Source organism: Pseudarthrobacter sp. LT1 (assembly GCF_035621795.1).
In the GTDB taxonomy this organism is placed as follows: domain Bacteria; phylum Actinomycetota; class Actinomycetes; order Actinomycetales; family Micrococcaceae; genus Arthrobacter.
Map to the genome: position 1 here is coordinate 1 of NZ_CP141831.1, position 17,926 is coordinate 17,926.

15 protein-coding genes and 1 pseudogene are annotated in these 17,926 nt (G+C 60.5%); 4 read left to right on the plus strand and 12 right to left on the minus strand.

Annotated features, from left to right (window positions below):
* Nucleotides 1-124: 124 nt before the first annotated feature.
* Together VIK36_RS21745 and VIK36_RS21750 are read right to left on the minus strand one after the other, a co-directional pair.
* Nucleotides 125-817: pseudogene (locus VIK36_RS21745) on the minus strand (MFS transporter); the annotation flags it as partial.
* A gap of 72 nt (nucleotides 818-889) precedes the next feature.
* Nucleotides 890-1,510: an Lrp/AsnC family transcriptional regulator gene (locus VIK36_RS21750; RefSeq protein ID WP_324645365.1), complete on the minus strand. Its 621-nt coding sequence runs from the start codon at nucleotides 1,508-1,510 to the stop codon at nucleotides 890-892.
* Here VIK36_RS21750 and ald point away from each other — a divergent pair.
* From ald to VIK36_RS21765, 3 genes are all read left to right on the plus strand, one after another.
* The gene (ald, locus tag VIK36_RS21755) at nucleotides 1,509-2,624 is read left to right on the plus strand and encodes an alanine dehydrogenase (RefSeq protein ID WP_142122576.1); all 1,116 of its coding nucleotides are present in this window, start codon (nucleotides 1,509-1,511) and stop codon (nucleotides 2,622-2,624) included. The two genes, VIK36_RS21750 and ald, sit on opposite strands and share 2 nt — an antisense overlap.
* A gap of 68 nt (nucleotides 2,625-2,692) precedes the next feature.
* On the plus strand, nucleotides 2,693-2,950 hold the full coding sequence (locus VIK36_RS21760; RefSeq protein WP_324645366.1) for a hypothetical protein: 258 nt from the start codon (nucleotides 2,693-2,695) through the stop codon (nucleotides 2,948-2,950).
* A gap of 532 nt (nucleotides 2,951-3,482) precedes the next feature.
* Entirely contained in the window at nucleotides 3,483-3,977 is a 495-nt protein-coding gene (locus tag VIK36_RS21765) for an HtaA domain-containing protein (RefSeq protein WP_235565123.1), read from the plus strand.
* Nucleotides 3,978-4,198: 221 nt separating this feature from the next.
* Here VIK36_RS21765 and VIK36_RS21770 read toward each other — a convergent pair whose 3' ends face one another.
* The 10 genes from VIK36_RS21770 to VIK36_RS21815 form a co-directional block, all read right to left on the minus strand.
* On the minus strand, nucleotides 4,199-4,963 hold the full coding sequence (locus VIK36_RS21770; protein ID WP_324645367.1) for a type 1 glutamine amidotransferase: 765 nt from the start codon (nucleotides 4,961-4,963) through the stop codon (nucleotides 4,199-4,201).
* A 265-nt stretch (nucleotides 4,964-5,228) separates the two neighbouring features.
* Complete coding sequence (locus VIK36_RS21775) at nucleotides 5,229-7,013, minus strand: helix-turn-helix domain-containing protein (protein ID WP_207597854.1); 1,785 nt, start codon at nucleotides 7,011-7,013, stop codon at nucleotides 5,229-5,231.
* A 4-nt stretch (nucleotides 7,014-7,017) separates the two neighbouring features.
* Nucleotides 7,018-8,178, minus strand: a complete 1,161-nt coding sequence (locus VIK36_RS21780; RefSeq protein WP_324645368.1) for an NAD(P)/FAD-dependent oxidoreductase — start codon at nucleotides 8,176-8,178, stop codon at nucleotides 7,018-7,020.
* Nucleotides 8,175-8,411 carry a ferredoxin gene (locus VIK36_RS21785; protein ID WP_056332056.1) on the minus strand — a complete coding sequence of 79 codons (237 nt, stop codon included), beginning with the start codon at nucleotides 8,409-8,411 and terminating at the stop codon, nucleotides 8,175-8,177. Before VIK36_RS21785 ends, VIK36_RS21780 begins: the two co-directional genes overlap by 4 nt.
* Nucleotides 8,412-8,416: 5 nt before the next feature.
* A complete protein-coding gene (locus VIK36_RS21790) occupies nucleotides 8,417-9,610 on the minus strand; it encodes a cytochrome P450 (protein WP_056331965.1) in 1,194 nt (397 codons plus the stop codon).
* Nucleotides 9,607-10,347 carry a gamma-glutamyl-gamma-aminobutyrate hydrolase family protein gene (locus VIK36_RS21795; protein WP_207597855.1) on the minus strand — a complete coding sequence of 247 codons (741 nt, stop codon included), beginning with the start codon at nucleotides 10,345-10,347 and terminating at the stop codon, nucleotides 9,607-9,609. The genes VIK36_RS21790 and VIK36_RS21795 overlap by 4 nt, the downstream gene beginning before the upstream one ends.
* 1 nt (nucleotide 10,348) lies before the next feature.
* Nucleotides 10,349-11,122, minus strand: coding sequence for an SDR family oxidoreductase (locus tag VIK36_RS21800; protein ID WP_324645369.1), 774 nt, complete (start codon nucleotides 11,120-11,122; stop codon nucleotides 10,349-10,351).
* Between the two features lie 58 nt (nucleotides 11,123-11,180).
* Nucleotides 11,181-12,626 (minus strand): glutamine synthetase family protein, encoded by a 1,446-nt coding sequence (locus VIK36_RS21805; protein WP_324645370.1) that lies wholly within the window; start codon nucleotides 12,624-12,626, stop codon nucleotides 11,181-11,183.
* 213 nt (nucleotides 12,627-12,839) lie between these two features.
* On the minus strand, nucleotides 12,840-14,546 hold the full coding sequence (locus VIK36_RS21810) for a sulfite reductase flavoprotein subunit alpha (RefSeq protein WP_324645371.1): 1,707 nt from the start codon (nucleotides 14,544-14,546) through the stop codon (nucleotides 12,840-12,842).
* A complete protein-coding gene (locus tag VIK36_RS21815) occupies nucleotides 14,543-15,910 on the minus strand; it encodes an aldehyde dehydrogenase family protein (protein ID WP_324645372.1) in 1,368 nt (455 codons plus the stop codon). Before VIK36_RS21815 ends, VIK36_RS21810 begins: the two co-directional genes overlap by 4 nt.
* Nucleotides 15,911-16,320: 410 nt before the next feature.
* On the opposite strand from VIK36_RS21815, the gene VIK36_RS21820 reads away from it, so the two are divergent.
* Complete coding sequence (locus VIK36_RS21820) at nucleotides 16,321-17,817, plus strand: APC family permease (RefSeq protein WP_324645373.1); 1,497 nt, start codon at nucleotides 16,321-16,323, stop codon at nucleotides 17,815-17,817.
* The last annotated feature ends 109 nt before the right edge of the window (nucleotides 17,818-17,926 follow it).

Sequence of the window (17,926 nt, forward strand, 5' to 3'; positions counted from 1 at the left end):
TTGTTGACGGAATCGCTGTTATCGGCGTTTATAAAGATCTGTGGGAGACGCCGCATAGCCAGTAGGCGCTGGCGTTTGACAACGCCAGCGCCTACCAAAGGCTGTTACGTAGAGAAAGTGGCTCTCAGACTGTTAGTTCGTCAGTGCTTGTGTCGGAGTTTTCGGCTTCGGGTGTTGGGTGTCCATTGAGCGTTGTTAGGGCCAGTACTCCAGCGATGACGAGAATAGCGGCGGCGACTAGCAACGCTGTACTGTAACCCGCTGTGAGAGCTGCCCCGAGGCTGACGCCGGCGCGTTCGTGCGGCGCTGAGATGGTGGCCGCGACAGCGGCCAGCACGGCTAGACCGAGAGCGACGCCGATCTGCTGGGCTGAGTTGAGCAGCGCCGAGGCGATCCCTGCCTTGTCCTGGTCGACGTGGTAAACGGCGGCCTGTGTGAGCGCTATGACGCCCAGGCCGAATCCGCCGGCGAGTACGAACATGGCCGGTGCCAGGTGGAGCCAGTAGTTGGCGTCCTCGGCGATGGTGGAAAACCAGAGCGCAGCGACGGCGCTGAGGAGTGCCCCCGTTGCAGCGACGACACGCGGTGCTATCTTCAGCAGAAGCTTCGGGGCACTACCGGCGCCCAGTATGAGTCCGGCAGCGAACGGCAGCCAGGCAGCACCGGTCTGGAGCGGGCTGAATTGCTGGACCTGCTGGAGGTAGAGGGTGATGACATAGAAAGTGCCCATCGGGCCAATGGCGAGCAGGAGCATGGTGGCGTAGGCGCCGGCACGGTTGCGGTCCCTGAAGAGGCTTAGGGGCACCAGTGGGTTTTTGCTGCGCGCTTGAGTGACCGCGGGATGACCCTCGGCTGGGCCATCTACGGCGAGCGAGTTGTCCTAGGCCACCTAGAGCCCGAAGGCGGTTCCATGACCGTGTTCGAACACGAGGTTGGTCTGGGTGCCTGCGACGGCAGGATTCGAGGACAAGTGGTCCAGTACGAATTGACGGATGTGCTCGGTGTTTTTGGCCGTGATGTGGATCAAAAAATCGTCGGCACCGCCGAGCACGAAGAACTGCTTGATTTCGGGAAGGTCCCGTAACTCGTTTCCGAAGGCGTTCATGAGGTGACGGGCACCAGGCCTAAGCCGCACGCTAACCAGGGCTTGGAGAGGCAGGCCCATCGCTTCGGGTGCGACTTCGACGGTGAACCGCTTGATCACCCCGGACTCTTTAAGCGCCTTAAGGCGGGCAAGACAGGTTGAGGGCGCAAGCCCCAGGGCTTCCGACAACGACTGATTGGTTCGCCTTGAATTCTTGGATAACAGACCCAGAAGCCTCTGGTCGACTTCGTCCAGAGTCACCTGCTGCAGTTTCTGCGGGTCGGACACCATGTAATACTCCTCACAGTGCAGGAATTTGCCGGTTACTGGCATTCTGCCGTAGATCCTGTGCTGAGACACGCCTAATCCGCAGTTTCTGTCATTCTTTTTCCCACAAGCATCAATCTCCCCAGAAAGCGTGAGCATGATCATCTCCGTCCCCAAGGAAATCAAGAACAACGAGTTCCGCGTCGCCATCACAGCTGCCGGCGTACATGAATTCAAAGCAAACGGCCACGACGTGCTCGTGGAAACCGGTGCCGGCGTTGGTTCCGGCATTAGCGATCAGGAGTACGCACTCGCCGGAGCTGAGATCGTTGAGACTGCGGAAGAGGTCTGGGCCCGAGCCGACATGGTGATGAAGGTCAAGGAACCCGTGGCGTCCGAATACCGCCATTTCCGCGAGGGATTGCTCCTTTTCACCTACCTTCACCTTGCCGCGGAGCCCGCACTGACTCAGGCGCTTGTCGACTCCGACGTCACGGCCATCGCTTATGAGACGGTGCAGGAAGGCCGGGCGCTGCCGCTGCTCGCACCCATGTCCGAAGTAGCCGGCCGGCTCTCCGTTCAGGTCGGCGCGACCTCCCTCATGGCGCCCGCCGGCGGCAAAGGCGTGCTGCTCGGCGGCGTACCCGGCGTCCGCCCCGCGAAAGTGGTGGTCCTCGGTGCAGGTGTCGCAGGCACCAACGCCGCCGCCATGGCCCTCGGCCTCGGTGCCGACGTCACCATCCTGGACATCAACATCAACCGGCTGCGCGAACTCGACGCCCAGTACCAGGGCCGGCTCAAAACCGTGGCGTCGAACTCGTACGAGATCGAAAAGTCAGTTATCGATGCAGATCTCGTCATCGGCTCCGTCCTGATTCCGGGAGCGAAGGCCCCCAAGCTCGTCACCAACGACCTCGTTGCCCGGATGAAGCCCGGCTCGGTCCTGGTGGACATCGCCGTGGACCAGGGCGGCTGCTTCGAAGACACCCACCCCACCACGCACCAGGAACCCACCTACGAGGTCCACAACACCATCTTCTACTGCGTGGCCAACATGCCCGGAGCTGTCCCGAACACCTCCACCTACGCGCTGACCAACGTCACACTCCGCTACGCGGTTGCTTTGGCCAACTACGGCGTCAAGGGTGCTTTCGACCGGCTCCCCGCTCTGGCGGGCGGTCTGAACGTGGCGGCGGGAAAGGTCACCCACAAGTCTGTCAGCGATGCCCATGGACATGACCTCGCCGACTGGCAGGACCTCGTAACGGTTTAGGACATCGGCTGTGCCTGCCCGAGAGAAGGCAGGCACAGCCCGCTCCATAGGAAGGGGCACGGCATCAAATGGCATTTCACCTGCAACCCCAATGGCAGCCGCTGGTTGGCCAACTGGTCATCGTGAAACTTCTGGATAAGGAGATCCGCCGCGGAGTTGTCGACGCGGTAACCGACGATGATCAAATCCTGTGGCTCGACAGTGACGGCGCCGAGCCCCGCCGTCTCTTTCACCGGGCAGACGGTTTCAAGGTGTGGGTCGACTATAGATGGGAAACCGACAGGTCCAGCCTCTGCCCTGGCTTCCAGCATGCTGCTGCACCATGAGGTGCGAACACTCCGCCGCGCCTGGACGCGTACAGCTTCTGGAACGGCTGCATGACGATAATGAGTTAGCAAGAGCCATTACTCGGCTGCGCTCTGAAACAGTTCAGGATGAAGCGTCAGGTGTTCTTGTCACCTGGCACGGCCCTTGGTCCTACACCCTTGAGCTCAGCCACCAGATTCCTCCTGGACTCGTCTACGAGTGCGTCGCCCCGGAACAACTCAACTGCTGAGACTGATTCAGGAACGGTCTGACTGATCGAGCCCATCGCCGCCCCTCCCCCAACGGTGGCGGCGGGGCCCCTCCAGCAGGCTGTCGACCTCAATAACGAGCCGGCCGCGGGGCCCACCGTCCGCCGGATGGGCACCAGGCACACAGCCGGTGCGAACGCTATGCCCGCAGTACATATCGATCATCTGTGCCGGCGCGACAATGGTCGAATATGAAGAGTCGGTAAGCCACTCCCATTTCTGCTGTGTCGGGAGCGGGAGCACCACCGGCCGTGTGCAACCTGGCAACGAGAAGGAACCCCTGATGTCCGAACCTACTGTCGAAAGAGCAGATCTCGGCATGGCCTGGGCGGTGAAAGAGAGCTTTGTACAGTACGTGCAGTCTATGCGCGATGGACGCATACTCCTGCGCGAGGGTGCTGCCGTGACAAATACCCGGCAGTTCTATTTCCCGTTCAGGAGCCTGGATCATTCTGACGGGCACAACTTTGTGCTCCAGTTCGGTGGAGAGGCCCGCTTCCTCGCCCATCACGGGCTTATGTCGGTCTCGATTTGCAACCCAAAAATAATAGTCGGGCCCGACGGGGCATGCCTGTCCATCGAACAAGGAAACGAGATCGTGCACCTCGCCCATCTCGACTTGCCGGCGGTGTCTGTGGAAGACGGCATCAACATGTGGGCAAATGTCCCAGTAGCTCTGACCAGCGCAGGAGCGGCTGTTTTCGCAGATAGCTATTCAGCCGGAGAAACGCTGGCTCCGCTGACCATGAGGGCACCATCCTTTGTGGAAGTATCCTGACCCCGTTCTGGGGTGAACTGGCGGTACCAGCTGGGACAAGGTCCTGGGCCAGACATGAAGACGCCGTGCTTTGCCCCGCTCCATACTGGTGGATCCGGGCACGAGGTACTGGCAAGGGCCTGTTCCTGCCCGCAGACTCAATGGGTCCAGGGGCAGGAATCGCTGCATCGGCTAGTGTCCTACGTCCACCCCGCGGCCGCAGCGCCACTACGCACTGTTGGTTACTGAGTAGCCACCGTTGCCGTGGTTCGGACCAGGTGGGCGAAGCGTCGCGCCATCGCTTCGGTATGCTCCCTCACGATCTGGTCTTGATTCTCGAATGCTTTCATTCCGCGGCCGGCCCGCTCCACGGCAACCGTGTCATTCTCCTTGACCAGGGACAACCACTGGCGGTAGACCACCGGCGAGATCTCCGGGTGAAACTGAACTCCCCAGGACATCTCGCCTACTCGAAAAGCCTGGTGCGGATACTGGTCCGTCATCCCGAGCCATACCGCTGACGGCGGGAGTTGTTCGATTACGTCCCCATGCATGGCGCCTGCGAAGAAGGGACCCGGCAATCCGGCCATCAAGGGATCCTCGGCAGCATCGGGCCGTAATGCCACCTCTACGACCCCCGCCTCGAGGCCTTGGTCTCCCCTAGCCACGGTCCCGCCGAACGTCTGTGCCATCAGCTGAGCTCCAAGGCAGATCCCTAGCGTGGGCTTCCTCTGGATGGCGGCGGCCGCCATAAGGCGTCGGATGTCGGTAAGCCAGTGATAGGCATGGTCGTCCAAGGAGCTCATGTCTCCGCCAAGAACCACCAGGGCGTCCTCCTGGATCACGTCCGGGATCACGTCGCCACTGAAAGGCTGGATAATTCTGGTGGTTATTCCCTCGTCATGCAGCCAACCACCGAGACGGTCCAGCGGGCAGTGGAAATCTGGCTGTATGACGAGTGCCTGCAGGGTACCGGTACCTCGGGGCAGGCTTGGCTGATTGGTCATGCTCGAATTCCTTATCGGGCGGTCGGAGTTTCAGATTTCGAAACCCCCGGTTGTGAAGGGACGGTGGCTTCCTGCGCGGGCAACCCGGCCACCAAGGCCCATGGCCTTAGTCCCCGGAGCCACGCGGACAACTTCAACGTAGCGAACACCATGGCCGGGACCGCAGTGCCGTTTGCACATTAAGATCCAAATGTGTGTGCCATAGACAGCCTGGTGCCCTTGGGATCCCGCGAATATTCCTCAGCGGACCCGGCCGCTGTTGCCGTCATTGAAGAACCGCGCGGTGGCCTTCGCGCATCGCCAGTCGCGCAGCAATGCCCGTGGGCAGCCAGTCGCCGGCTTCTTCGAATGAATGACCGATGAGCTGCTCTACGCGCTGGAGCCGTTGCCGGAGTGTGTTGCGGTGGATGTGCAGTTTGGAGACCGTGTCAGCACTGGATCCTTTATTGGACAGGAGCATGGCGACTGTTTCTGCCAGCTGGGTTCCATTTTCCGCATCGTAGTGCATGAGGGACCTGAGTTCCGCGAGCACGTCCCTGATCTCCGCAGACATCCCCTCGCCAACAAGGGGCAGTTCCTGCAGGTGTTCTATGTCGCTGAAAGAGGTGACCCGTCTCCCGGATGTCCTGCCGACGAGTTCTGTCCAGGCCAGTGCGGTTTCGGCGTCTGAGAGCGCTGGCTGCAGAGAGGCGACGTCCCGCGCCAGCGGACCTACGCCGGCGAAGGCTGAGACGCCACGGTGTTCGTCGAGGTCAGAAAGAGTCGTCTCCAGCTTCGCCTTGATCTCTTCTCCGGAGCCGGAGGGGGTATCGATAAAGAGCAGGCTGAGGGGGCCTTCGGTGAAGACCAGGGATCGGGGGCCGGCCAGCTCCTGAAGGTAGGGGGCGATGCGTCTGGACACCGCGTCAGAGTCGAATTTCAGCCGTTTCACTCGTACCAGGACCGGCAGAGTGCGGCCCTTGGACCAGCCTGACTCCTCGAGAATGCGGGCGAATGTGCTCGTGCCGACGCTTCGGAGCAGGCGTGAAGCATGGGATGAGCCGACGGACTCCAGTTCTACTGCTTCAAAGAGGGCGGCCAGCTGAGAGCAAATGGCGCTGAGCCGATCGAGCTCTCTGGTGGAATAGCGGCGTGGACGATAGCACGTGACGATGCCCCGGGTGCTCGTCAGGCCAAAGGAGACAGATATCCGCTCGTGTCCGGCGAAGTTGGATTCAATGAATTCGGACGTTGCTGTTCGTGAGTGAGTGGTTCTAACTACGATTCCGCTTCGCTCGCCCTTGTCCATTGCGATGGCGGTGGGCGGCGATGTGGCTGCACCCCGCCCGAAATATTCAATGACGCAGCCATCGGAGCTCATGTGCTTAAGAATCGCCTGGGTGGCCACTTGGGCGCATTGCAGGACGGAAGTGGCGGAGTTGATTGGGAAATCGACGAGGAAGTGCGCTGCTGCGGATTGGCGCCGCAAGTCATCAACTGTCTCAGCCTGCAGCAGGCCGCTGGCAAGCAGCACTCCCACCTCGTCAGCAATCAGCTTTGACTCCCAGGTGAAGGTTTCCTCCTCATATGACCAGAGGCTGAACACGCCAAGGAGGGTCCCGGTCGGTGCCACGATCGGGACAACCAGCATCGAATTGAATTCTTCTTCCTGCAGTTCGCTGATGCTGGCGAACCTCGGGTCCTGCTGAATGTTCTTGTTTAGGACAACCGACTGTCTGGTGAGTCCTGCCCAGCCAGTTACACCTTCGCCGAGGCGAAGGGTGATTCGTCCCACTTGCTGGCTTTGCACTCCAGGGGTGCCTGCGCGCATGACAAGGACTTGTTCCTGTTCATCCCACAGGTAGACGAAAACCCCTGCTGAGTTCGTTGCCCTGGCTACCAAGTCCACTGCCCTTTGAGCAAGCGCGAGTGGATCGGGTCCTTCCATCATGAGCTGCGTGAGCTCGGACAGGGTGTCTGCGCGAAGCTCTGCTATTTGGAGTTTGTGGCGATAGCCAGCGGGCAGGACCTCATTCGGTTGCGGGGCCGCGGGTTCAGCAGGGGGTTTCATCGTTTCAGCTTAGAAGGCTCATGCCCAGGGAGGCCCGGCTGAACTGCCTGGGCGCGTTGACACCGATCCAAGCCACGTCCTCCTCCGCAGATCCAATCCGGTACAGGGCGGCGTTGCGTTCCTCCGCAGCGTATACCTGTACAAGTTCGCCTGCCGGCGGAAGCATTCCGTGTACCTGTACCTTTCGGCCGAACTGCTCCGTCCACCCGTACGGAGCCTGTTCCAGTTCGCTGGAGTTGAAGCCTGCAAAGTGTTCAGCCAGGGCTGCGCCATGACGTTGGGCCTGGGTCCAACTCTCGAACCGCCGAAAGGTTTTGTCCTCGGCCCGCCGGGCCGAAACGTCTCCGATAGCGAAGATCCCGTCGGCGATTTCACCGCTGGTCAGCAGGGCTTTCCCGTCCGCACTGCAACGGACTCCGTTGGAAATGTCGAGCTCGCTGTAGGTCAGCCATTCGGTGTGGGGGCGTGCGCCGACAGCGCTGATCACCAGGTCGGCGTGCAGGTCCAGGCCGCTGACCCGGACCGTCCACTGCGCATCCGTTTTCTGAATGGATTCCACAGCAACCCCAAAATGAGTTACGACACCGGCCTGATGCATCCATGCCTTCGCTTCCTCTCCCAGATGTCCTGAAAAGAAGCGCTGCATTGGTTGCGGAGCCAAATCCACTACCGTGACGGCAAGCCCACGCTGGGCGAGTGTAGATGCCAGTTCCGCACCAATGGTTCCGGCGCCGATGATGATCGCACTGGCAGCTCCTGCATCCACGGCGCTGCGCAGGGCAAGGGCGTCCTGGGCGGTTCTGAGGCTGAGAACGCCCGCTGGCTCGTTCGGCAGCCGGATTGAGCCGGCTCCGGTGGAGATGACGACCGCGTCAGCCGCTACTTCTCCGAGCTTGTCCGTCAGGACAGTCCGCTTGTCGGTGTGCAGCCCGATGGCCTTTGCATTGAGGATCGGCGTAGCCTCCGGCCACCACTCGGCCGGTTCGACGGGACCAGTGCCAAGAAGGAATTGCTTGGACAACGGGGGCCGGTCGTAGGGCGCGTTCGGGTCTGAATCAATGACGATAAATTCGCCTGCAAAGCCCAGCTCGCGGCTGCGTTCAATCAGCATCGCCGACGCAACCGAAGCACCAATGACCGCAACCCGGTTTGGCAGATGTGTCACGATGCCGAAACCTCTGATGCTTTCTCGCTGGCCTCGTTCGTTTCCCGTTCCAGGATTGCCCGTTCGGGGCAGTTCCGGATGGCCTTGCGGACGTTGGGTTCATCGCCGCTGTTTTCGCGGCCAGGAATGACGTGCGCGTAGCCTTCCTCGTCGATCTCAAAGGTTTCGGGTGCCAGAGCCCAGCACCGGGCGTGGCCTTGGCAACGCCCTCCGTCGACCCAAAGTTCTCCCATGGTGATCAAGCTCCAATCTTGAGGGTAAGCGGGCCGACGCCGTGCCACGGTTCGTCGTCATTCGCCCGTTCGAAGTGAGGGACAGCCTTCAGGAATTCCTCCATGGCGATAACCATTTCGGCGCGGCCAAGGTTCGAGCCGAGGCACCGGTGGATCCCTCCGCCGAAGGCCAGGTGGCGGTTGTCTTCACGGTCAATCTTGATGTCATTGGGTTCTTCGTAGACCTCCGGGTCACGGTTGCCCGCGCCGAAGACGAGCACTACGCGTTCGCCAGCCTTGATTTCCTGGCCCCGGACAACTGTGTCCTTCTTCGCGGTGCGGGCCATGGCCTGGACCGGGGAGAGGGTCCGCAGGAATTCTTCTGCTGCGGTGGGGATCAGGTCCGGGTCTTCCCGCAACTGCTGCTGGGCCTGCGGGTTGCCGGCCAGGTACCAGAGGGCGGAACGGATCGCCCAGGCGGTCGTGTCCAGCCCGGCGAGGAAGAGCAGGTAGCAGTACGACAGCAGCTCTTCACGCGTGAGCTTCCGGCCTTTCACTTCCGCTTTGAGAAGCTGGGTGATCAGGTCATTGCTGGCGTCCGCTTCCGGTCCGGCCTTTTCCCGTTCGTCGAGAAGGCGGTCGAAGTAGTCGTTGAGTTCGCGTCCGGCCGCATATGCGGTTTCCGGATGCGCGGTCCGCTCATAGATGATTTCGTCGATCCACCGGTCGAAGATTGGCCAGTCCTGTTCCGGATATCCGGCCAGGCGGCTGAAGATAATGGTCGGCATCGGGCGGGCAAGCTTTGCCGAGACATCAACGACGTCGCCGGCTGTGAGGACTTCCTGGCACAGCTGCTGAGCGGTCTCCCGCATGCCGGGTGTCAGCTTTGAGATGTTCATGGGGGTGAACATCGGCAGCAGAATTTTGCGGAAGTCAGCGTGGGTCGGGGGATCGATGTCGATCGGAATCAGGGGGACGTCAGTGCCGAACGCTGGGAGGAGCATTGAGGGTCCGACCGCGAAGGTGTCGGGGTCCTGCTCGGCGTTGAAGATATCTTCGCTTTTGGTGATGTACCAAAAGCCTCCATACTTGTTGCTGTGCCCAACAGGGCCGTTGGCCAGGATGTCCTGGTATTCGTCGAAAATGTTGTCGAGCGACCGTCCGTGGAAGTCAAAGTCTGACTTGTTGTGGCTGAGTCCCCGCTCAGTTTCTGTGCTCATGAGAATTGCTCCTGAAGTGGTTTCTGTGACTGTGCGTACGCTGCGGCCTTCTCCACGAGATCGACGAAGAGGGCCTTCTGGGCTTCGTGGTAGTCGACCATGTGCTCGGGATGCCATTGGACTCCGATGAGGCGGGCATCGTCGGCTTCAATTGCTTCGATAACGTCGCCTTCCCGTCCCACGACACGAAGGCCTGTTCCGAGCTTTCCCAAGCCCTGGTGGTGGTAGCTGTTCACGGGAATGGTCAGGTCTTTGGCGATCCGGGCAAGTTCGGAACCGGGCTCCAGCTGTACCTGGTGCCATGGTTCATGAGAGGGATGGTCCTGCCAGTGCCCCCTGTCCGGGCTCACTTCCTGGACGAGGTTTCCGCCTCGAATAACGTTGACTAGCTGCATCCCCCGGCAAGTGGCCAGGATGGGCAGGCCGCGGAGCATGGCCTCGTTGTAAAGCTCGATTTCGAAGTCGTCCCTGATGTCGCACACGTCATAAACAGTGTCGACCGGGTCCTCGCCATACAACCGGGGGCTGATGTCACCGCCGCCGGTGAGGATCAGCCCGTCGAACCCTTCAAGCGCCGCATCCGGGATCGTTGCCGTGGACGGAAGAATGGCGGGACGGCCGCCTGCGGCAAGCACGCCGTTGGCGTAGGCCATGTTCTGGACCGTTGAAGGCATCGGGCCGAAGGCGGTATCGACGGTTTGCCGGGCCGCGGAAATGGCAATAAGGGGCGACCTCATGTCAGTAAACCAGCCAACCGCCGTCGACGTGGATGGTGGTACCGGTCACCCAGCTGGCCTCGTCGCTGGCCAGGAATGCGACTGCGTTGGCAACGTCGGAGGGCCGTCCGATTCGTCCAAGCGGCGTGCGGTCGAGGAGGAACTTCACGGCCTCCTGGTTTTCCAGCACGGACTTGGTGAACGGGGTCTCGATGAAGCCGGGGGCGACAGCGTTGACGCGGATTTTGGAAGCTGCGGTTTCGATGGCCAAAGCCTTCGTGAACATAAGGAGTGCACCCTTGGAAGCGTTGTAATGGACCTGGGGGTGTCCGCTGCTGGCGATGACGATGTGGGCCTCGACAGAGGTGATGTTGACGATGGCACTGGTTGAATCGTCGCCCCGGGCCGCGGCGCCCTTCTCCAGCAACGGCCGTGCGGCCTGGCTGACCAGGAACGGTCCGGTGGAGTTCACGGCGAACACCTGGTCCCATTCCGCTACGCTCACGTCGTCGAAGTTGCTGCCCTTGACGATGCCTGCGTTGTTGACGAGGGTGTCAAGCCGGCCGAATTTTGCGTCGATTTCCGCCATGCCGCTGCGGACCGAGGCTTCGTCGGCGACGTCCATAACAACAGCCACCATTTCCGGGTGCTGGCCGATCAGACGCTCGAGCGCGGCCTCGTCACGGTCGAGGGCTACGACGGTGGCGCCCTCCTTGAGTAGCTTTTCTGCGATGGCAAGGCCGTTTCCGGACGCGGCTCCGGTGACTGCAGCGATCTTTCCGGGGTGAGTGGTCATTGGGTGCTTCTTTCTGAGTATGAAAAATGGAAATGGAGCTCTTAGCGCTGCACTAGCGCTAGATGCGTTCCAGGTACCGTGCGATTTCGAAGTCGGTGACGCTGGTCTGAAGCTTGCGGAGCTCCCAGCGCCTCGTCTGGACGTAGTGGGTCACGAACGTTTCGCCGAAGTACGCCTTGGCGACCTCGCTTTTCTCGAACTGTTCGATGGCCTGGTCGAGTGTTCCGGGCAGCTGCTTTACCTGGTGTCCTTCCTCCAGGGCGTAAGCGTTGCCTACCACCCGCTTCGGGGCGGTCAATTCCTGCTCCACGCCGTGCAGGCCGGCAGCGATGTTAGCGGCGATGACCAGGTAGGGATTGGCGTCAGCGCCCGGTACCCGGTTTTCGATGCGTGCGGCACTGCTCTTTGACGGGATGGACCTGATAGCGACCGTTCGGTTGTCCAGGCCCCAGGTGGCACTGGATCCGGCCCACTGTCCGCCTTCGGTCCGCTTGTAAGAGTTGATGGTGGGCAGGTAGAGGGCCGTGAGCTCCGGTGCCGTCTCGACGACGCCGGCCAGGTAGTTGTACCCGATGGCGCTCAGTTCACCGGGCTCCTCGGCATTGGCGAAGGCGGACTTGCCCGACTGCGGATCCCAAAGGCTCTGGTGCATGTGCCCGGAGGAGCCGGCCCACTCCGAATTGATCTTGGCCATGAATGACGCCGTGTAGCCGGCCTCAGCTGCAACCTCCTTGACGGTGGCCTTTAGCCGGAGGGCGTTGTCTGCGGCTGCGAGAGCATCCGAATAATGGATGTTCATCTCAAACTGGCCTGGACCGTTTTCACTGTTGCTGGCCTCGATGAAAATGTCCTGCTCAGACAGGCGGCGTCGGATCTCACCGATGAGGAACTCGGTGCCTGTGTCCCTGACGAGGCTGTAGGTGTGACTGCCCGCTGTGATGGGGGTCAGGTCGCGCCAGTCCTTGGCGGCAAGGTCCGTCGGGGTGCCTTTGAGCAGGTAGAACTCGAACTCGTAGGCGCAGACTGGCGAGTATCCAAGGTCTTCGGCTTTCTGCACGACCCGCTTGAGAATGCTCCGGGGACAGATTGCCGCCGGCTCGCCCGACATCTCGTAGGCGTCGCAAATGACGGAAGCCACGCCGGGTTCCCCGGGAACGACCTTCAGGGTACTGAGATCGGGGAGGAGCGTCACGTCAGGGTAACCCGTGTCCCACCCCGTGTAGCTGAGATCAGAAATGATTTCGTCCTGAATGTCCCAGCCGAAGATGATGTTGCAGATATTCGTTCCGCGCTCAGCGACGCTTTCCAGGAAGTACCTGGCAGGGATGCGCTTGCCGCGCCAAACACCGTCCAGGTCCACCACGCCCACTTTGAACGTTTTGATGTCGTTGTCGGAGACGAACTTTTGCAGTTCGTCATGCGCTGACGCGGCTGAGGATTGATCCTGCATGTCGATAGCCTCGAGTTCGTGGAGGTCCTCCGGGACCTGTGTGATGGGATTCACTGTGTACCTCTTATCCTCATTGATATTGGTTACTAAAAACACTAAGAGCGGCGTCCTATAGGCGTATGTGCAAGGTGCACATCATGATTGCCGGCTACATGCACTCGGTAAGCCAGGTCACATTCCTGTGCGGTACGCAGGCCAAGACTTTTCCGTGTTCTGCCCAGTACCCAGGACACGAAAGCCCGGGTGCTGGGCAGGGTCAGGCGGGGCCTAGTAGACGTCCTTGACGTAACGTCCTTCGCTCTTCATGGACTGCAGGTAATCGTGCGCCTCTTCGGGGGTCATCGCGCCGTGGCTGCTGAGCACCGCCAGCAGGGCTTCGTCGATGTCAGGTGCTATTTGTTTGCCGCCGCACACATAGACCGAGGCTCCACCCGATAGCCAGGCAAAGATGTCGCCTCCTTCTTCGCGGATCCGGTCCTGGACATAGACCTTGCCCTGTTGATCCCGGGAAAAAGCCAGGCTGAGGCGGTTCAGCACACCCTTGCTTTGCAGTTCTTCCATTTCCGCCTGATAAAGCCAGGAAGGCTTTTCATGGCGGTCCCCGAAGAACAGCCAGTTTCGTCCCCGGGCTTGTGAGACTTCACGGTCACGGAGGAAGCCACGGAACGGGGCAACTCCGACGCCTGGACCGACCATGATCACGTCAGCTGAGTTGTCGTGGGGTAGGTGGAACTCGTGCGCCGGCAGCGGGAAGACTTTTATGGTTATCTTGGCCTGCGCGGCGGACTGGAGGAATCCGCTGCATGCACCCGAGTGCCGGCGGCCGGCGGTCTCGTATTGCACAGTGGAGACCGTCAAGTGGACGCGGTCGCCGTCAGCGAGGGGACTGGATGCAATGGAGTACGACCGGTGCTGCAGGGGCCTCAGCATTGAGAGGAACTCGCCGGGATCGACATCTGTTGACCGGGTTTCCTGCAGCACGTCCAGCATGTCCCGTCCCCACAGCCAGTCCTCCAGCGCATTGCGGTCACCGGACTCGACCAGGTTCCGCACGGGATGATCCGGTGCGAGTTCTTCGACGAGCCAGGCCACGATGCCCAGATGGGGCAGCCGAAGCTCATAGTCGTTTTGAAGCGTCTCGCGTACATTCTTGCCGTCCTCACCGAACACCTCGCTGCCAGCGAGGCCAAGGAATCCGAGGAGGTCTTCCACGAGTTCGATGGAGTTGGTGGGGATTACGGCAAGTGAGTCACCTGGCCGGTAGTTGCGGCTGTCGCCGCTAACCTCAAGCTCATAGTGCCAGACCTCTTTTTCGGACTCTGGAGCGCTTAGGAGTCGGGCCTCGACGACGGTGGCAGTGTCAGGTTCCCGGCGTGTGCCCTTGGGCTGCTCCCCGAGGTTTGCTCCTGGAACAGTGGAGTCTTGCGGGCTCTTGTCCCGCTTCTTGGGAACAACTGTCTTGAAGGTCTCAAGCATGCCCCTGATCCACTTGCCTGACGTCAGGTCATAGTCGACATCGCAGTCGAGGCGGTCAAGGATCCTCTTGCCGCCGAGTTCGCCAAGGCGCTCGTCAAGATCGCTGCCGGCTTTGCAGAAGTCTTCGTACATGGAGTCGCCAATGGCAAGGACTGCGAAGGGAACGTCCTTGAAGAGGTCTGAACCGGCGCTTTGAAGCTGGTCCCAAAACGGTTGCGCATTGTCCGGCATGTGGCCGTTGTCGTGTGTGGCGGTAACGATCAACAGGCGGTCCTTGCGTGCCGCATCTTGCGGGGTCAGCATGTCCAGGCTCATAAGCTCGGCTGAGTAACCCTGGCCGTTTGCCTTGTCCACGATTTTGGACGCAAGAAACTCAGCGTTCCCGGTCTGGCTGCCGTAGAGGACGCTGAGGGTCTGCACGGCGGTGTCTGTCTCACTGGATACTTCGGATGAGGTGCCGTGGTTGGTCCGAACCAGCTCCCCTGTGTCAGTTGTCACGGTTCTGTCCTCACAAAAACGGTCTTGAGTTCGGTGTATGCCTCGATGGCAGCCTGGCCCAGTCCGCGGCCAATGCCTGACTGTTTGAAGCCGCCATAAGGTGTCTGGATTCGAATGGATGAGTTTGAGTTGACCGACAGAGTCCCGGACTCAAGTGCCCGCGCCGTCCGCAGGGCCTGCCCGACATCGTTGGTCCAGATGGAGCCGCTCAGGCCGTAAATTGAGCTGTTGGCCAGCGCGATGGCTTCCTCTTCGGTGTCGAAGGGAATCACCGAGGCGATGGGGCCGAAAATTTCATCGGTTGCCACCCGGCTCTTGGGGTCCGGGGCGATGACGATTCTGGGTGCCATCCAGAAGCCGGGGCCATCCGGTGCTTCACCGGCGGTGACGACGTTGAGACCGTTTTCGAGGAAGCTGGAAACGGTGTCGCGGTGGGCAGCCGAGACCAGAGGTCCCAGGTTGGTCTTGTCGTCCAGCGGGTTACCGATTTTCAGTGCACGCGTAGTTTCGATGAATCCCTCGACGAACTCGTCGAAGATTCCCCGCTGCACGAGAAAGCGGCTGCGTGCACAGCAGTCCTGGCCCGTGTTGTCGAAGACCGACATTGGGGCTGCCTGCAGACACTTGGCGAGGTCAACGTCGTTGTAGACGATACTGGCGGACTTCCCGCCGAGCTCAAGAGAAACCCTTTTCATCGTCGTTGAAGCCGCCTGGACGATGGACCGGCCGACCTCGGTGGAGCCAGTAAAACTTATTTTGTTAACATCCGGGTGTTCAGCGAGGGCATTGCCGATCCGGGCGCCCGAACCAGTGAGGACCTGAAGCGCGTCCCCGACGACGCCCAGTTCCTTCACGATCTCACCAAATCGGACAGTTGACAGGGGGGTAAGGGCCGCGGGTTTCACAATTACCGAATTACCGCTGGCCAGAGCCGGGGCGATACTCCAGGATGCGATAGGCAGAGGGAAGTTCCACGGGGCAATTACGGCCACAACACCCAGCGGCTCGCGGAAAGTCATGCTGACGCCGCCATCGACCGGAATGGTGTCCCCGAGGATCTTGTCCACCGTTCCGGCGTAGTACTTGAAGCACTCGGCGACACCAAGAACTTCCTGTCGGGCCGCCGCCAATGGCTTACCAACGTCGGTGGATTCGAGAAGGGCCAGTTCGTCGCTGTGGGCGATGACAGCATCGGCAATAGCCCAGAGGGCATCACGGCGTTCAGCCAGTGGCTTGCGGACCCAGGCGCGCTGGGCGGCCCCTGCGCGTTCGACCGCTGCATTTACGTCCGGCAGGTCGTAGGCGGGCACCTCGCCTATCTGTTCTTCTGTAGCGGGGTTGTAGACCGAAATAACGCTGTTCATAATCGGGTGCTCCTTCAGGAGAAGTGGGTTTGTCGAAAATTTCCTAGTCTCGTATGGACTCTGGGAAGCTCCGTTAGTTCCGACAATGCCTGAGGAAACTGCGGCCAGCGAGTGCTGGGAGCACCACGATAAGTAGCTGTATGTGCGCGGTGCACATTCCATAAACTCCTCGTTCATAGGACTGCGTCCATTTTTTTGCCTGCCCATTGCTGTGCATCAGGACCATGCGCAGGACGGATGTATGTGCAGGCTCAACATCGCAAACTCTGGGGCAACTCCTACGCTGTAATCCAACTCACAGTGATGTTCGGCAAGGGGGCCGGCCCGATTGTGGGTTCCGCGATGCCGCTCAATTCCGCCGTGTCGAAGGCATCGCGATGACACTCAGCTTCTACGTCCAGGAGGGACGAATGGCAACTAAAGATGTTAAATTTGAGCCGGTGGATGCGGGACCCAACGGAATATTGAGCCCGGACCGCTTGCTCAGCAGGGGCCTGGGAGTCCGGTCGATTGTGTTCATGGTTGTGGCGGGAGCTGCGCCCATGACAGCTGTCGTGGCTGGTTGGCCTGTTGTCGTTTCTGCATCGGGAAGCACGGGCGGTCCGCTGTTCTTCCTTATCGCGACCGCTATTCTGTTTCTGTTTGCCGTTGGTTTTACGAGGATGACGCCCTTTGTGAAAAATGCTGGGGCGTTCTATTCCTACATCCAAACGGGGCTGGGCCGGGGTGTTGGCATGGGGGCTGCCACTTTTGCGCTCGGAACATACTTGCTGCTGTTTCTTGCGCTGTGTTCATACCTTGGATCGGCAACGCAGACCACCATTCAGGACCTGGGTGGCCCGGAGGTCCCCTGGTGGGTTTGCAGCATCACTCTCATGGTCATTTGTGGGCTCCTCGCCTATCGGGACGTCGAACTTTCCGCCAAGGTGCTTGGAGTTGTTCTGATCATCGAAACGGCGGTTCTGCTGGCCGTCAATATTGGTGTGATCGCCCATGGCGGCGCCGAAGGACTCAGCGCCGATTCACTTTCGCCTCAGCGGCTTAGCGAAGGCGTCGTTCCCCTTGGTGTCATGTTTGCCTTCTTCTCGTTCATTGGTTTTGAGGCCACCGCCGTCTTCCGGAACGAAGCACGTGACCCTGATCGCACTATCCCGCGGGCAACCTATATCGCCGTTATCGGCGTCGGCATCTTCTACACGTTCACTGCCTGGGCACTGCAGGCGGGAGTCGGAAGCAGCCAGATCGTCGAAATCGCGACGAATGATCCCACGAGCATTGTGGTAGGGCTCGCGGGACAGTACGTGTCCCCGCTCCTTGCCACCCTGCTCCAGGTTTTCCTCATCACCAGCCTTTTCGCCTGCATCCTCACTTTCCAGAACGTACTGACCCGGTACCTCTTTACCCTTGGTACGCAAGGTGTGCTTCCGACTGGACTTGGTGCAATCCACCCACGTCACCACGCTCCGTCCAGGGCAGCCTTGATCGTCTCGGTAGTAGCGATAGCACTGCTTGGTGTCGAGGCGATCATCGGGCTCGACCCGGTAACGCAGGCCTACACCTGGTTCGCCGGTTCGGCGACATTGGGCATCGTTGTGCTGATGGCTCTCACATCACTCGCGGTGATCGTGTTCTTCCGGAGGAATCCCCACAACAAGAAGGTCTGGGGCACGTTGCTGGCCCCCGGGATTGCCCTTCTCGGACTCGGGGGAATTGTCTTTCTGGTTCTTCAGAACTTCGGGCTTCTCGTCGGCGGTGACCTGGCGGCGGGAATACTGTTGACGCTCATGGCTGTACTCTTCCTGGGCGGCGTGACCACCGCGCTGGTTATGCGATCCAAGCGGCCGGCGACGTATGCCGCACTGATCCCGGCAGGTTCCAGCAGCGAAGAAAGTTCCGCAGCGAGCTAAGAAAAAAGACTCATCTCCGTAGCCGCCGTCGCACAAGCCTTCTTGGAACGACGGTAACGGTGGCCGGCCGCGCAAAAGCACGGCCGGCCACTAGCGCCGTAGACGACAA

What these genes read in the sequence shown, in the direction of transcription:
- VIK36_RS21815 (WP_324645372.1), bottom strand. Translation starts at nt 15,910, where the DNA reads ATGAACAGCGTTATTTCGGTCTACAACCCCGCTACAGAAGAACAGATA.
- VIK36_RS21760 (WP_324645366.1), top strand. Translation starts at nt 2,693, where the DNA reads ATGGCATTTCACCTGCAACCCCAATGGCAGCCGCTGGTTGGCCAACTG.
- VIK36_RS21820 (WP_324645373.1), top strand. Translation starts at nt 16,321, where the DNA reads ATGGCAACTAAAGATGTTAAATTTGAGCCGGTGGATGCGGGACCCAAC.
- VIK36_RS21770 (WP_324645367.1), bottom strand. Translation starts at nt 4,963, where the DNA reads ATGACCAATCAGCCAAGCCTGCCCCGAGGTACCGGTACCCTGCAGGCA.
- VIK36_RS21785 (WP_056332056.1), bottom strand. Translation starts at nt 8,411, where the DNA reads ATGGGAGAACTTTGGGTCGACGGAGGGCGTTGCCAAGGCCACGCCCGG.
- VIK36_RS21795 (WP_207597855.1), bottom strand. Translation starts at nt 10,347, where the DNA reads ATGAGGTCGCCCCTTATTGCCATTTCCGCGGCCCGGCAAACCGTCGAT.
- VIK36_RS21750 (WP_324645365.1), bottom strand. Translation starts at nt 1,510, where the DNA reads ATGCTCACGCTTTCTGGGGAGATTGATGCTTGTGGGAAAAAGAATGAC.
- VIK36_RS21790 (WP_056331965.1), bottom strand. Translation starts at nt 9,610, where the DNA reads ATGAGCACAGAAACTGAGCGGGGACTCAGCCACAACAAGTCAGACTTT.
- VIK36_RS21765 (WP_235565123.1), top strand. Translation starts at nt 3,483, where the DNA reads ATGTCCGAACCTACTGTCGAAAGAGCAGATCTCGGCATGGCCTGGGCG.
- VIK36_RS21800 (WP_324645369.1), bottom strand. Translation starts at nt 11,122, where the DNA reads ATGACCACTCACCCCGGAAAGATCGCTGCAGTCACCGGAGCCGCGTCC.
- ald (WP_142122576.1), top strand. Translation starts at nt 1,509, where the DNA reads ATGATCATCTCCGTCCCCAAGGAAATCAAGAACAACGAGTTCCGCGTC.
- VIK36_RS21775 (WP_207597854.1), bottom strand. Translation starts at nt 7,013, where the DNA reads ATGAAACCCCCTGCTGAACCCGCGGCCCCGCAACCGAATGAGGTCCTG.